Source organism: Ruegeria sp. CF4 (genome assembly GCF_056537345.1).
In genome coordinates, this window is sequence record NZ_JBQFRJ010000003.1 from 341,155 (window position 1) to 354,203 (window position 13,049).

14 protein-coding genes and 1 pseudogene are annotated in these 13,049 nt (G+C 58.1%); 8 read left to right on the forward strand and 7 right to left on the reverse strand.

Annotated elements, in window-relative coordinates:
• The first annotated feature begins 63 nt into the window (after positions 1-63).
• The 3 genes from ACR0NF_RS10550 to ACR0NF_RS10560 are packed head-to-tail and all read left to right on the forward strand — an operon-like array spanning position 64 to position 3,227.
• Positions 64-1,167 carry a Gfo/Idh/MocA family protein gene (locus ACR0NF_RS10550; RefSeq protein ID WP_480667798.1) on the forward strand — a complete coding sequence of 368 codons (1,104 nt, stop codon included), beginning with the start codon at positions 64-66 and terminating at the stop codon, positions 1,165-1,167.
• Positions 1,168-1,186: 19 nt separating this feature from the next.
• Positions 1,187-2,080, forward strand: coding sequence for a TIM barrel protein (locus ACR0NF_RS10555; RefSeq protein WP_480667799.1), 894 nt, complete (start codon positions 1,187-1,189; stop codon positions 2,078-2,080).
• 13 nt (positions 2,081-2,093) lie between these two features.
• The gene (locus ACR0NF_RS10560) at positions 2,094-3,227 is read left to right on the forward strand and encodes a Gfo/Idh/MocA family protein (RefSeq protein ID WP_480667800.1); all 1,134 of its coding nucleotides are present in this window, start codon (positions 2,094-2,096) and stop codon (positions 3,225-3,227) included.
• Here ACR0NF_RS10560 and ACR0NF_RS10565 read toward each other — a convergent pair.
• A complete protein-coding gene (locus ACR0NF_RS10565) occupies positions 3,224-4,228 on the reverse strand; it encodes a LacI family DNA-binding transcriptional regulator (protein WP_480471499.1) in 1,005 nt (334 codons plus the stop codon). The genes ACR0NF_RS10560 and ACR0NF_RS10565 overlap by 4 nt on opposite strands.
• A 187-nt stretch (positions 4,229-4,415) precedes the next feature.
• Here ACR0NF_RS10565 and ACR0NF_RS10570 point away from each other — a divergent pair, with 187 nt between their 5' ends.
• The 3 genes from ACR0NF_RS10570 to ACR0NF_RS10580 all read left to right on the forward strand — a co-directional run bounded on the left by ACR0NF_RS10570 (position 4,416) and on the right by ACR0NF_RS10580 (position 7,367).
• Positions 4,416-5,366, forward strand: coding sequence for a sugar ABC transporter substrate-binding protein (locus tag ACR0NF_RS10570; RefSeq protein WP_480471500.1), 951 nt, complete (start codon positions 4,416-4,418; stop codon positions 5,364-5,366).
• An 86-nt stretch (positions 5,367-5,452) separates the two neighbouring features.
• Entirely contained in the window at positions 5,453-6,577 is a 1,125-nt protein-coding gene (locus ACR0NF_RS10575) for an ABC transporter permease (protein ID WP_480471501.1), read from the forward strand.
• Position 6,578: 1 nt separating this feature from the next.
• Positions 6,579-7,367, forward strand: a complete 789-nt coding sequence (locus ACR0NF_RS10580) for an ATP-binding cassette domain-containing protein (RefSeq protein WP_480471502.1) — start codon at positions 6,579-6,581, stop codon at positions 7,365-7,367.
• Between the two features lie 36 nt (positions 7,368-7,403).
• Here the strand turns inward: ACR0NF_RS10580 and ACR0NF_RS10585 are convergent, their stop codons facing one another.
• The 5 genes from ACR0NF_RS10585 to ACR0NF_RS10605 are packed head-to-tail and all read right to left on the reverse strand — an operon-like array spanning position 7,404 to position 11,601.
• The gene (locus tag ACR0NF_RS10585) at positions 7,404-7,946 is read right to left on the reverse strand and encodes a DUF3833 domain-containing protein (protein ID WP_480471503.1); all 543 of its coding nucleotides are present in this window, start codon (positions 7,944-7,946) and stop codon (positions 7,404-7,406) included.
• On the reverse strand, positions 7,943-8,560 hold the full coding sequence (locus tag ACR0NF_RS10590) for a DUF3833 domain-containing protein (protein WP_480778213.1): 618 nt from the start codon (positions 8,558-8,560) through the stop codon (positions 7,943-7,945). The genes ACR0NF_RS10585 and ACR0NF_RS10590 overlap by 4 nt, the downstream gene beginning before the upstream one ends.
• Positions 8,557-9,780, reverse strand: a complete 1,224-nt coding sequence (locus ACR0NF_RS10595; protein ID WP_480778214.1) for an MFS transporter — start codon at positions 9,778-9,780, stop codon at positions 8,557-8,559. The genes ACR0NF_RS10590 and ACR0NF_RS10595 overlap by 4 nt, the downstream gene beginning before the upstream one ends.
• Positions 9,780-10,316: a chalcone isomerase family protein gene (locus tag ACR0NF_RS10600; RefSeq protein ID WP_480659984.1), complete on the reverse strand. Its 537-nt coding sequence runs from the start codon at positions 10,314-10,316 to the stop codon at positions 9,780-9,782. Before ACR0NF_RS10600 ends, ACR0NF_RS10595 begins: the two co-directional genes overlap by 1 nt.
• Complete coding sequence (locus ACR0NF_RS10605) at positions 10,273-11,601, reverse strand: NAD(P)/FAD-dependent oxidoreductase (RefSeq protein WP_480659983.1); 1,329 nt, start codon at positions 11,599-11,601, stop codon at positions 10,273-10,275. The genes ACR0NF_RS10600 and ACR0NF_RS10605 overlap by 44 nt, the downstream gene beginning before the upstream one ends.
• A gap of 193 nt (positions 11,602-11,794) precedes the next feature.
• Between ACR0NF_RS10605 and ACR0NF_RS10610 the strand changes: the two genes are divergently transcribed.
• Positions 11,795-12,520 carry an SDR family NAD(P)-dependent oxidoreductase gene (locus ACR0NF_RS10610; RefSeq protein WP_480667803.1) on the forward strand — a complete coding sequence of 242 codons (726 nt, stop codon included), beginning with the start codon at positions 11,795-11,797 and terminating at the stop codon, positions 12,518-12,520.
• A gap of 2 nt (positions 12,521-12,522) precedes the next feature.
• On the opposite strand, the gene ACR0NF_RS10615 is transcribed toward ACR0NF_RS10610, so the two are convergent.
• Positions 12,523-12,810 (reverse strand): I78 family peptidase inhibitor, encoded by a 288-nt coding sequence (locus ACR0NF_RS10615; RefSeq protein WP_480471509.1) that lies wholly within the window; start codon positions 12,808-12,810, stop codon positions 12,523-12,525.
• Between the two features lie 129 nt (positions 12,811-12,939).
• Between ACR0NF_RS10615 and ACR0NF_RS10620 the strand changes: the two are divergent.
• Positions 12,940-13,049: pseudogene (locus tag ACR0NF_RS10620) on the forward strand (S-(hydroxymethyl)glutathione dehydrogenase); the annotation flags it as partial.

The window sequence follows — 13,049 nt, forward strand, 5'->3', positions numbered from 1 at the left end:
ACGATACAAGTTTTGCAACCGGTTGCAAATGGTTTTCAAGAAAAAGCGAGGGAGGGCGTCGGAATGGCAGAAATCGGCATTGGCATTCTGGGCGGCGGATATATGGGTAAGGCCCATGCGGTCGCCATGTCCTCGGTCGGGGCGGTGTTCAACACGGCCTTGCGTCCACGGCTGGAGATGGTGTGTGCATCCTCGCCAGAAAGCGCTGAACGGTATCGTCAGGCCTATGGGTTCGCACGCGCGACGGATGACTGGCGTGTGCTTGTGAATGACCCGAAGGTCGAGGCCATCGTGATTGCCACCCCTCAGGAAACGCATCGCGAAATTGCTCTGGCGGCCTTTGCGTTAGGCAAGTCGGTGCTGTGTGAAAAACCATTGGGCGCGTCGATGGAAGATGGCGCCGCGATGTCAGCAGCGGCCGAGGTCTCGGGCATGGCCAACATGGTTGGTTTCAACTATATTCGCACCCCCGCCAGCCAATATGCCCGCCAGTTGATCGCCGATGGAGAGATTGGTGACGTAACATGGTTTAGGGGCGAGCATACCGAAGATTTCTATGCCGACCCGCAGGCCTCGGCGACATGGCGCACGACGGGAATGTCGAACGGAACGATTGGCGATCTGGCGCCTCATATGATCAACGCGGCGTTGGCGCTGATTGGGCCTATTAAGCGCGTGATGGCAGAGGTCGAAACCGTGCACAAAAGCCGCCCGGGTGGTGAGGTTGATAACGACGACCACGCTCAGATGATGGTGCGCTTTTCGAACGGCGCGATGGGATCGATGTATTTCAGCCGTATCGCGACCGGGCGTAAGATGGGTTACGCATATGAGGTCAGCGGCACCAAAGGTGCGATACGTTTTGATCAGGAGGATCAGAACGCATTGTGGCTTTATCGCATGGATGGCCCCGAGGCTGAGCGTGGATTTTGCAAGATTCTGACCGGCCCCGCTCATCCGGATTATGAGCCGTTCTGTCAGGGGCCGGGTCATGGCACGGGCTATCAGGATCAGATCATCATCGAGGCGCGAGATTTCCTGCGCGCGATCGAGACAGGTAAACCGGTCTGGCCAACCTTCCACGACGGGCATGAGGTCAACCGGGTCGTCGCTGCGGCATTGGCATCGTCAGCGGATGAAAGCTGGAAAAATATCGAAGATTTCTGAGCATCGGAGACAAGACAAGATGAGCATCAGAATTGGCAATGCGCCCTGTTCCTGGGGCGTGGAATTTGCGCAGGATCCGCGCAACCCGCATTGGAAAACTGTTCTCAGCGAGTGTGCCGAGGCCGGGTATAAAGGCATCGAATTGGGCCCGGTGGGCTTCATGCCCGAAGACCCTGCAGTACTGGCCGATGCGCTGGCTGAGCATGATCTGGAACTGATCGGCGGCGTGGTGTTCCGTAATTACCATGACCCCGACGCCTGGGAGGATGTGCTCGATGCCACCCATCGCACCGCCCGCGCTTTGAAGGCGCATGGGGCGCAGCATTTGGTGCTGATTGACGCGATCTCTCCCCGTCGCGCACCAACCGCTGGTCGCGCCGATGAGGCTGAGCAGATGGACAAGTCCGAGTGGGCAGCGTTTCGGGATCGCCTTGCTGAAAGCGCGCGGATCGGGTCTGAGGAATACGGGCTGACCGTCGGAATGCACGCCCATGCTGCGGGCTTCATGGATTTTGAGCCCGAGCTGGAACGCCTGCTGAATGAGGTTGATGAAAACCTTCTGAAAATCTGTTTCGACACCGGCCATCACTCTTATGCCGGGTTCGATCCTGTCGGCTTCATGCAGCGCTACGTTGACCGGATCTCATACATGCACTTCAAGGATATCTCGCCGAACGTGAAGGCAGATGTGATCGCCAACCGGACGGGCTTCTATGATGCCTGCGGGCAGGGGATCTTCTGCAATCTGGGTGAAGGCGACGTGGACTTTCCTACGGTTCGCCAAGTGCTGTTGGATGCAGGCTTTACCGGCTGGTGCACGGTTGAGCAGGATTGCGATCCGACTCTTGATCCCGACCCTGTAGGCGACGCGCGGAAGAACCGCGAATATCTCGAATCCATTGGTTTCAGTTAAGGAGGTCGAGACCATGACCAAGCTGAAATGGGGCATGATCGGCGGCGGCGAAGGCAGCCAGATCGGACCAGCGCACCGATTGGGAGCGCTGGCAGATGGGCATTTCCAATTCACTGCCGGGGCGTTGGATCACCGGCCCGATGTTGGTCGCGAATACGCGCAAAAGCTGGGCATCGCGGCGGACCGGGCCTATGGCGACTGGACCGAGATGCTGCAAGGTGAACGCGGCCGCGACGACCGGATTGATCTGGTCACGGTGGCCACGCCGAATGCGACGCATTTCGAGATCACCAAAGCGTTCCTTGAGGCCGGGTTCAATGTGCTGTGCGAAAAGCCCATGACCATGACGGTGGAAGAGGGTGAAGAGATCGTCAATGTCGCTGAGAAATCCGGCAAGATTTGCGCGGTCAACTACTGCTATTCCGCTTATCCCATGGTGCGGCAGGCCCGCGCTATGGTGCGTGCAGGTGAGATCGGCAAGGTCCGTCTGGTCGTCACCAACTTCAGTCACGGCCATCACGGAGACGCGACAGACGCCGACAATCCTCGCGTCCGCTGGCGCTATGACCCGGCGATGGCGGGTGTTTCCGGCCAGTTCGCTGATTGCGGGATTCACGCGATGCACATGGCCGGGTTCATTGCGGATGACGAGGTTGAGACCCTGTCCGCAGATTTTGCCTCAACCATTGGCAGCCGTGAGCTTGAAGATGATGCCATGGTCAACTTCCGCACGGCCAAAGGCGCCGTTGGCCGGCTATGGACGTCTTCGGTGGCCATCGGTCGCCAGCACGGGTTCGATATTCAGGTTTTCGGAGAAACCGGCGGCCTGCGCTGGGCGTCCGAGCAACCGAACCAGCTGATCTATACACCCGTTGGTGGGCGCTTGCAGATCATCGAAAAAGGCGAGGGTGGGCTGCACGAAGATGCGCAACGCCTCAGCCGTGTGGCGATTGCGCATCCCGAAGGGTTCCCGCTGGCGGTAGCGAACATCTATTGCGATCTGGCGGACGCCATTGCCGGGGAAACCCGCGACGGGCTGCCCAATGCGGCAGACGGTGTGCGATCGATGGCGGCGGTGCATACAGCGGTCGAGTCCGCAAAGCAGGGCAGTGCTTGGATGGACGCGCGACCGCCGATGTTCCGTTAACTCTCAGATACGGGGCGCAATGTGCCCCGTTCCACCACCGAGCATGGGAATATCCGTGCCTCGGGATACCGGTCGGGTTCGTTCAGCGTTGCCACCATCAGCTCGATCGAAGAACTGACGATTTGCCGGATCGGCTGATGGATGGTGGTGAGATCGATATTCTCCCATCGCGCCATCTCCATATCGTTCAGGCCGATGACACCGATATCTTCGGGTACCTTCAGGCCACTGTCTAAAATCGCCGACAGGGCCCCGATGGACAAAACGTCGTCGCCGCAGAAATAGGCCTCGGCCCGTTTTGATTTCAACAGGCACAGCATTTCCTTGCGGCCTGCATCGAACGAGTAGGCCTCGGCAAACGAACAGGTCACGTCGATCTGCGGGTGCAACGCCATTTCCGACATGAATCCCGCATGGCGATCCTGGGTCGAGGTCGCCGCCTCAGGCCCGCCGAGAAAGGCCACTGTTTTATAACCACGCGCGACCAGCTGGCGGGCCGCCATGCGTCCGCATTCCACGTTGTCGATCCCGACCACATGAACCTGTGGCGAAGAGGAGGATCGGCCAAAGCTGTGCACCACTGGCACGCCCGCATCGCGAAACGCTTTGGCAAAGCCCGGCGGCAATGTCGACGACGCAACAACAACGCCATCGACTGAGTATTGGCGCAGCATTCGTACCGAATTCTCGGGTTCAACTTCGTCGGTCAGGTTCACCAGCAGCGGGCGTAAGCCGCGGTCCTGCAAACCGCGGGTAAAGAGGTCGAAAACTTCAAGAAAGATCGGGTTGTGGAAGTTATTCGACACCAGCCCGATCAACTTGGTCCGTCCCGTTGTCAGCGATGAGGCCAGCGCATTTGGGCTGTATCCCAGCTCTCGCGCGGCCTTCTCGACCTTGCGGCGCATCTTGTCGGAAACCGAGGCCCCATCGGTGAAAGTGCGCGACACAGCCGAGCGTGATACGCCCGCGCGTTCTGCAACCTCTTTCAATGTGACAGCCATGACCCGTCCGACCTTCCTGCGTTTAGTGGCAGTCCTTTTACCTGTATTCTCTGGCAGATACAGTATGAAACACTTCAGATGCTGTTTGCAACCGGTTGCAAAATTTAAGCAGATATGTTCTAACACGACTCGGAGAGGTGCGAAGGACAGCCTCAATCCGCGATAATATGAGTTTTGGGAGGACATCATGACTTCACTGACGAAGAAGCTGGCGCTGGCGGCCGTGGTTGCTGCGACGCCGCTGATCGCAGCCACAAGCGCTGCGGCGGAAGGTGAGAAATACATTCTGGTCAGCCACGCACCGGACAGCGACAGCTGGTGGAACACCATCAAGAACGGCATCGCGCTGGCGGGCGAACAAATGGGTGTTGAGGTTGAATACCGCAACCCGCCCACTGGCGATCTGGCTGACATGGCGCGGATCATCGATCAGGCGGCGGCTTCGGGTCCAAACGGGATCATCACCACGCTGGCGGACTATGATGTGCTGAGCGGCCCGATCAAATCAGCCGTGGATGCAGGTGTTGACGTGATCATCATGAACACCGGTACTCCGGATCAGGCTCGTGAAGTTGGTGCTCTGATGTATGTGGGTCAGCCTGAATATGATGCCGGATTCGCAGCAGGCCAGCGGGCCAAGGGCGATGGCATCGGATCATTCCTGTGCGTGAACCACTATATCGTTCAGCCCTCCAGCCAGGAACGTTGCCAGGGCTTTGCGGATGGTCTGGGGATCGAACTGGGGGATCAGATGATCGACGCTGGTCAGGACCCTGCTGAGATCAAAAACCGTGTGCTGGCCTATCTGTCGGCAAACCCGGATACGGATGCGGTTCTGACACTGGGTCCGACCTCGGCTGATCCGACGATTCTGGCTCTGGAAGAAAACGGCATGGCCGGTGACATCTATTTCGGCACCTTCGATCTGGGTGGTGAGATCGTCAAAGGCATCAAATCCGGCGTGATCCAGTGGGGCATTGATCAGCAACCCTTCCTGCAGGCCTATCTGCCGGTTGTTGTCATGACAAATTACCACCGTTACGGCGTTCTGCCTGGCAACAACATCAACTCGGGTCCCGGTTTCGTAACCGCTGATGGCCTGACCAAGATCGAAGAATTCGCTGGCGAGTACCGCTAATTCTTGAAGCGCGGACGTCCTGACGCAGGGCGCCCGCCGACAGCTTTCTGACTCAAAATCACTGTTTTTATCGGAGGAGCGCTCTCATGGGCGAGTCTGCTCAAAACACCACTTTAACCGACGAACGGATCAAAGAGATCTCTCCGCTGCGCAAGGCCTTGATCCGGCCCGAGCTTGGCGGGATGGTCGGCACCGTTGCCGTATTCACCTTCTTCCTGCTGTTCGCTTTCGACAGCGGCATGTTCAACGCACAAGGCATGATGAACTGGTCGGTTGTCTCAGCACAGTTCATGATCATCGCCGTGGGCGCGTGCCTTCTGATGATCGCTGGTGAGTTTGACCTGTCCGTCGGCTCGATGATCGGCTTCTCCGGTATGATGATCGCCATCTTCTCGGTCACGCTCAGCTGGCCGGTCTGGATGGCCATCCTTGTCACCTTCGCCATGGCCGTCGCGATCGGAGCGCTTAACGGCTGGATCGTGATCCGGACCGGTTTGCCCAGCTTTATCGTGACGTTGGCTTTCCTGTTCATCTTGCGCGGTTTCACCATCTTCCTGCCGCAGGTAATCGAGCGCAAAACCATCATTGGCGGCGTCAAAGACGCAGCCGAGGGCGACTGGCTGGCTCCGATCTTCGGTGGCAAAATCCTGCAGGGCCTGTTCCAGTGGCTGGGCGACGCTGGGATCATAGCGGTGTTCGAACGTGGCACGCGACAGGGTCAGCCGGTGGTGGACGGCGTGCCAATGCTGATTGTTTGGGCCATCGCATTGATCATCTTTGGCCATGTGCTGCTGACCAAGACCCGGTTCGGGAACTGGATCTTCGCGTCGGGCGGCGATGCCGAGGCCGCTCGTAACTCGGGTGTGCCTGTGAACCGGGTCAAGATCCTGATGTTCATGTTCACCGCCTTCTGCGCCACGGTCTTCGCTGTCTGTCAGGTGATGGAGTTCGGATCGGCCGGTGCCGACCGGGGCCTGCTGAAAGAGTTTGAGGCGATCATCGCCGTGGTCATCGGCGGCGCGCTTCTGACCGGCGGTTACGGCTCGGTATTGGGTGCGGCGCTGGGTGCGTTGATCTTCGGCGTGGTGCAACAGGGTCTGTTCTTTGCCGGCGTCGAAAGCTCGCTATTCCGCGTGTTCCTGGGCGTGATCCTGCTGGGGGCTGTGATCCTCAACACCTATATCCGCCGCATCATCACGGGGGAGCGTTGATATGAATCCCGAACATGCACCCATCATCCAGATGAAGAATATCGAAAAGCATTTCGGCAGCGTAATTGCGCTGGCGGGGGTCTCGGTCGATGTGTTCCCCGGTGAATGCCACTGTCTTCTCGGTGACAACGGCGCGGGTAAGTCGACCTTCATCAAAACCATGTCGGGTGTTCACCAACCCACGCATGGAGAGATCCTGTTTGAAGGCAAACCCATGCACTTCACCGACCCGCGCGATGCGATTGAGGCCGGGATTGCGACGGTGCACCAGCATCTTGCCATGATCCCTCTGATGTCGGTCTCGCGCAATTTCTTCATGGGCAATGAGCCGGTGAAGAAAGTTGGACCGATCAATTTCTTCGACCATGACTATGCAAACAATGTCACGATGGAAGAAATGAAGAAGATGGGTATCAACCTGCGCGGACCCGATCAGGCGGTTGGCACGCTATCGGGTGGTGAACGCCAGACTGTTGCCATCGCACGGGCGGTACATTTCGGGGCCAAGGTGCTGATTCTGGACGAACCGACCTCGGCCCTTGGTGTGCGCCAAACAGCCAATGTGTTGGCAACCATCGACAAGGTGCGTAAGCAGGGGATCGCGGTGGTCTTTATCACCCATAACGTCCGCCATGCGCTGGCGGTGGGTGACCGGTTCACGGTTCTCAATCGCGGCCAGACGCTGGGTACGGCGCAGCGAGGTCAAATCACCCCGGAAGAGCTGCAGGACCTGATGGCCGGTGGTCAGGAGATGGTCGAGCTTGAAGGTAGTCTGGGCGGAACCGTCTGATACTCTTTCGCCCCGCTGGCTGCGCTGGCGGGGTGACTACTTCTTCTCGAAGTACAAAATGACCTCACCCAGCCTTACACCAAAACGCGAAACATAGGCTCGGTTCAGCAGCCGATCATCGGATAACAGCCACATCCAGTCATCGAAATTGACTCGCATGGTGCCATCTTTGACGGGCAGGTCGATTTTGTACTTCCAGTTAAACGTATCGCCCCTTTCGACTCCGCTGGCTGTGCCCAGCACACCGGGAGCGGTGCCCGTCCAGGTGTCTTCGCCGGTCTTGGTGAGGGTCCAGATCCGTTGCTCGGTCGCACCGTCGTCATAGACGAAATCTTCAACTAGCGTCAGAGTCTCTCCGTCCCATGTGCCGTCAATGTCGACCTGAAAGCGACGCGGGACATTACCCAGCACATCCTGAAACTGACCATAAGCGACGGTCTTACCTTCGAAGAACTCTTCAAGGTTCAACTGGCGATCTGACAGAAACGTTTTTGGTATACGTGGTTTGGCCGAGCATGCGGTGAGCATCGCCAGCCCCGCGATCGCGACGACCGCGACAAGGGTTCGGCGAGCGATCATTGTAAAACCCTCAGCTCAGAGTCTGCATCGTGACCGTTTGCGCCATGCAGATGGGCCGACTTCACCTTGGGCGCGGGGCGCATCGTGGCGACCAGCTCGGCAACCTTGATCCCGAACTTACGCATCTCGGACCGGTTCATGATCACCCCGTTTTCCGTCAGATACATCCAGTCGGTTACATCCAGTGTATGTCCGCCCGCATCTTCGGGCAGGATGATGCGATAGGTCAGTTTTACGGTTGCGCCCGAGATCACGCCTTTGCCCTCGCCCACGATATCATCCGCTGTCGCGGTAAACGTGTTGCCCGTGCCCAAGGTCAGATACCATTTGCGGGTCACTTGCTTGCCGTTGGAATAGGTGAAATACTCGGACAGCGTCCCGGTATTGCCGTCCCATTCGCCGACCATGCGCGCGACAAAGCTGTTCGACATCTTGCCATTCGGGCCATAGATCAGCCCTTCGGACAGGATCTCTCCATTCAGGTTCTTCTTCAGCGAAAACTCAGGCCCGGTCCCGCTGTAGTCGGACGGTGATTGCGAGCGGAAACTGAGGAAGCGATTCTTCACAGCGAACACCGCAAATATGGCGAGCAGACAGAACAGGAGCGTTTTCATTCGGCAGAGACCTCTGTCGGGAGTGTCAGGACCAAGCCAAACGCTCCGAGTTTCAAAATGCAGGGCAGCACAGCATAGGCGAGGGTGAGTGTATTCAATGCCTCAGCCGAATTGGCCTGTCCGGGTGTAAAGCCGCTGCGTTCCAGCAGTGGCAGGGTGAAAAAGGCAGCCAGAGCTAGGCCCAGCTTGCCTGCAAAGGACCAAATGCCGAAGGCGGCAGAGGCGTTCAGCCCGGCCCGTGTCAGAACGACCGAGAACATGGCGGGTAGGACAACCATGTCCGCACCCAAAGCGGCGCCGGATGCAAGGCAGATGATTGCGAATCCAGTCAGATTTCCTGGGGCCAAAAGGGCGGCGCCGACAAAGCCGAGAATGGCCAGCGGCATCGCGATTATCAGAGTTTGTTTCGGGCCAATTCGGTTGCTTAGCTTTGCCCAGAACGGCACGCTAAGTCCCGCGCTGAGGAAGAACAGGATCAGCAGTGGCCCGGCCTTGCCCGGCAGTTGAAGTCGGTCCTCGACAAAGAACAGAAACAGGGTCGAGGTGATCGCCACTGGCAGGCTGTTGACCAGCGCCAGAGCCAGCAACCGCAGCGCCCCCGCTTGTCCCAGCCCGGCAAATGACAGCGCCTGCCCGGTGATCGGCCTTCGCCGCCACATCGGCAAAGTCACCGCCAGAGTCACCACGGCCAGAACTCCAAGGAATAGCCCGAAGGCCGGGTACCCTTGCGCCCCAGCACCAAGCGCAACGAATAAGGCGGGCGCGGCGGCGGCGATGACGACGCCAGTCAGTTGCCCGCCTTCGCGGAAGGCGGCCAGTCGCATCAGCTCTTTTGAGGTGGCCTGCTTCGCAAGCGTTGCGCTGCGTCCATAAAGCAGGATGGTTCCTAGGCTGTAGGCTGAGAATAACAGGACCAGAATAGACACTAATGCGGAAATACTGGCCCCTTCAGGCAGGCCGAACAACAAGGGAAACCCGATCGCCAAGCCGAGCGCGGCGGCGGCGGCAAACAGCATCTGCCCATCGGGCCAGCGGTCTATCGCCCAGCCGATCAGCGGGTCCTGCACCAGATCAATCAGCCGGATCACCAGCAGGACAGTGCCGATCACGCCCAGCCCGATACCCAGATTGACCGCGGCAAAACGCGGCAGATGAATGTAAAGCGGGATACCCGCCGCAGCAAGCATCAGCGCGTAGAGGCTGACCCTCGGATACAGCATCAGTTCCCTCGTAACGCCTGCGTAAAGGCTGCAGAGCGGGTGTTTTCGCCCAGAAAGATCGACATAAAGCTGCGTTTGATGTCCGGATAGGACATGGAGCAGGTTTTGCGACCATTCAGCCAGAACTCGACCTTGTTCGGACCGTCCGACACCGCCAGAAAACGATCACCCTTTGAAACAGGGGCAAAGCAGGTCTCAAGCTGATCACGTATCGGGGCAGCGCGCCCGATCCGCTTCATCTCGTCCAGTGTCGAGTTGATTAGCGCCTTCTTGGTCACATTTCGGCGATAGCGCAGCTCCAGTCCGAAATCCTGATTCCAGTTCAAAGGTGCACCGCCTTGCGTAAACAGCTGCGCATCATAAAGCGGGAAACCCAGATAGCGGTAGGTTGCCGTGCCACGCAACTCGGCATTGTTGAGAACGCCAAACACGGGCGAGGCTGCCAGCCCTCCGGGTATCAGCAGCATCAGCGATACCAGCGCCGCGCCAGCGTTAAGCCGAGGCAGGAACGGCCTGATCATTCTCAGAAACGCCATTGTCAGCTCCGATAATCTGTGGAATGCCGGTGATGCGCTCAACGACATACATCGCACTGGCAATCCCGTCTTCGTGAAAACCGTGCCGGTTATACGCCCCGGCAAACCAGGTTCGGTTCTGTCCCTGCATCCCGCGGATTTGTGCTTGAGCTCGCAGGGCGGCTTTGTCGAACACCGGATGGGCGAATTCGACTTCATCATAGATTTTGTCCGCAGGAATATCTGAGGCGGCGTTCAGCGTCACAAACAGCGGGTCGCTGTCGGGGATGTTTTGAAGCCGATTCATCCAATATGTGACCCCAACATTGCCCTTTTGCGACCTGTAGGTCCAACTGGACCAGCAGGCGCGCCGACGAGGCATCTGACGGGGATCGCAGTGAAGGATGGCTTTGTTTGGTTGATATCTGATCGCACCCAACGCCGCTTTCTCATCTTCGGTCGCCGCATCACCAAGAATGGCGAGCGATTGATCGGAATGGGTGGCCAGAATGATCTCGTCAAACAGATCGGCCTCGCCGCCTGCATGAACGGTAACGCCCAGATCATGCCGTTCGATCCGCTGAACGGGCGAGGCCAGACGAATGTCACAGCCACGTGCGCGCAACGCGGCATCGATCCGGCGCACATATTCGATGCTGCCGCCCTTCACCGTGTACCATTGGTGCTGATTGGCCCGGCCCGAGGCCAGCAGTGCGTGGTTGCGAAAGAACTGTACCAGCGAGCGGGCAGGGAACTGATCGACGAACTCAACCGGCGTTGACCAGATCGCGCCGCACATGGGCATCAGATAATTATGCCGGAACCAATGGCCGAGGCGCAGCTGATCCACCAACTCTCCGATCGTGGTGTCATCGTCCTGCGCGGCTTCGGGGGCCTCTTTGCCAAAGCGCAGGATGTCGGCGATCATTTTGTAATAGGCTGGACGGGCTAGATTGCGTTTCTGCGCGGTCAGAGTGCGCAGGTTGTTCAGCCCGTATTCGATTCGGCCGTTATCGATGGTGGCCCCGAAACTCATTTCGCTTTTGGTGACCGGCACGTTCAGTTCATCGAACAACCGGGTCAGATAGGGGTAGGTGACATAGTTGAAGACGATGAACCCGGTGTCGACGGGCTGATCGCCATTGCGGCCGGCCAAGACCGTACGGGCATGGCCGCCCAGTCGAGGCTCGGCCTCGAACACGGTGATATCGTGGTTTTCAGAAAGGTAATAAGCTGCGGAGAGACCTGAAATGCCTGCGCCTATGACTGCGATTTTCTTACGTACACCCCGGGTTTCGTCGAACATTCTATCCTCGTTATTCGGCATTTTACAATGAGATACGCAGGATATGGGGCACTGGATCAGTCAGATTAGAAGTTTTTCGCTGCCGCACTATGTTGTGATGTCTGGTTACATGCTGCACCGTAACACAGGGGCTGCGTGATCCAACATTGTCACTGGGTCGTACACTTCCCAACAGAACTCAAATGGCCCGGATATGAGCAGTTTCGACGGAAAAACCTACTGGATCATCGGCGCCAGCGAAGGATTGGGTCGCGTCTTGGCCGAAAAGTTGAGCCGCGAAGGCGCGCATCTAATCCTGTCTGCCCGTAACGTGGGGCGGCTGACCGAGATTTGCAACACGCTGCCCAACGCGCGCGCTATTCAGATGGATGTGACCGACCTCAATACTGTGCGCCGGGCTGTGGCCGAGGCCGGAGCAGTAGATGCGCTGGTTTATAACGCTGGGGTCTATGAGCCGATCCGCACAGAGAACTGGGATACCGAGGCCTCACTTGCCATCAGTGACGTCAACTATTCCGGGGCTTTACGGGTGCTGGGGGAAACGGTGCCTGAATTTGTGCGTGATGGCAGCGGAGATGTCACTCTGATCGGGTCTCTGGCCGGATATCATGGCTTGCCCAACGCAATCTCATACGGAGCCAGTAAGGCGGCGCTGATTTCACTGGCCGAAACAATGCGGCACGATCTGGCGGGCTCTGGTGTGACGGTGCGCATCGTCAATCCTGGCTTTATCAAGACCCGTCTAACCGATAAAAACAGCTTCAGGATGCCGATGTTGATGACGCCCGAGGACGCAGCCGATCGCGTCCTGCGCGCCATGTCGCGCCGCCGCTTTCGCACTGATTTCCCGGCACCCTTTTCATGGGTTGTGCGCCTGATCGACTACCTGCCGGATATCTTGGTCTATCGCGGGAAATGAGGTCAGCCGCAGGTGAGCCTCTGGATCACGCCAGCACCATTAACATAAACATTCAGCCGATCGATGCGATAATCCTGTGTCGCTATATCATCCGGACCCAGCACGCGAGACCGCTCGGGCAGTTGGGCCTGAATGTCTGAAACCGGCTGGCCGATTGCATCAGCAAACGGCTCACCTTTGCAAAAGGCCAGATCGACCGGCGAGGTGTCGGCTGTCGGAATGATGTCTTCAACTGGGGCGGTCTCAGCACAGGCGCTCAGAAGGCACAGGATCGGAATAAATCGGCGCATTGGCGTTCCTCTTTCGGCAATGTCGTTTCTGCAATATCAAAGATTTAGCCAACCTGTCACGAAAGCGCAGTTGAAAACACCCTGTATTTGACGCAGGGTCGGGTCAAATTAGACAGGGAGATAAGCACCATGCGTACGCGTGCCGCCGTTGCCGTTCAGGCTGGCAAACCTTTGGAAGTTATGGATGTGAACCTTGAAGGCCCCAAGGCGGGCGAGGTTTTGGTGGAAATCAAGGCGAC

What these genes read in the sequence shown, in the direction of transcription:
- ACR0NF_RS10550 (WP_480667798.1), top strand. Translation starts at nt 64, where the DNA reads ATGGCAGAAATCGGCATTGGCATTCTGGGCGGCGGATATATGGGTAAG.
- ACR0NF_RS10555 (WP_480667799.1), top strand. Translation starts at nt 1,187, where the DNA reads ATGAGCATCAGAATTGGCAATGCGCCCTGTTCCTGGGGCGTGGAATTT.
- ACR0NF_RS10560 (WP_480667800.1), top strand. Translation starts at nt 2,094, where the DNA reads ATGACCAAGCTGAAATGGGGCATGATCGGCGGCGGCGAAGGCAGCCAG.
- ACR0NF_RS10565 (WP_480471499.1), bottom strand. Translation starts at nt 4,228, where the DNA reads ATGGCTGTCACATTGAAAGAGGTTGCAGAACGCGCGGGCGTATCACGC.
- ACR0NF_RS10570 (WP_480471500.1), top strand. Translation starts at nt 4,416, where the DNA reads ATGACTTCACTGACGAAGAAGCTGGCGCTGGCGGCCGTGGTTGCTGCG.
- ACR0NF_RS10575 (WP_480471501.1), top strand. Translation starts at nt 5,453, where the DNA reads ATGGGCGAGTCTGCTCAAAACACCACTTTAACCGACGAACGGATCAAA.
- ACR0NF_RS10580 (WP_480471502.1), top strand. Translation starts at nt 6,579, where the DNA reads ATGAATCCCGAACATGCACCCATCATCCAGATGAAGAATATCGAAAAG.
- ACR0NF_RS10585 (WP_480471503.1), bottom strand. Translation starts at nt 7,946, where the DNA reads ATGATCGCTCGCCGAACCCTTGTCGCGGTCGTCGCGATCGCGGGGCTG.
- ACR0NF_RS10590 (WP_480778213.1), bottom strand. Translation starts at nt 8,560, where the DNA reads ATGAAAACGCTCCTGTTCTGTCTGCTCGCCATATTTGCGGTGTTCGCT.
- ACR0NF_RS10595 (WP_480778214.1), bottom strand. Translation starts at nt 9,780, where the DNA reads ATGCTGTATCCGAGGGTCAGCCTCTACGCGCTGATGCTTGCTGCGGCG.
- ACR0NF_RS10600 (WP_480659984.1), bottom strand. Translation starts at nt 10,316, where the DNA reads ATGGCGTTTCTGAGAATGATCAGGCCGTTCCTGCCTCGGCTTAACGCT.
- ACR0NF_RS10605 (WP_480659983.1), bottom strand. Translation starts at nt 11,601, where the DNA reads ATGTTCGACGAAACCCGGGGTGTACGTAAGAAAATCGCAGTCATAGGC.
- ACR0NF_RS10610 (WP_480667803.1), top strand. Translation starts at nt 11,795, where the DNA reads ATGAGCAGTTTCGACGGAAAAACCTACTGGATCATCGGCGCCAGCGAA.
- ACR0NF_RS10615 (WP_480471509.1), bottom strand. Translation starts at nt 12,810, where the DNA reads ATGCGCCGATTTATTCCGATCCTGTGCCTTCTGAGCGCCTGTGCTGAG.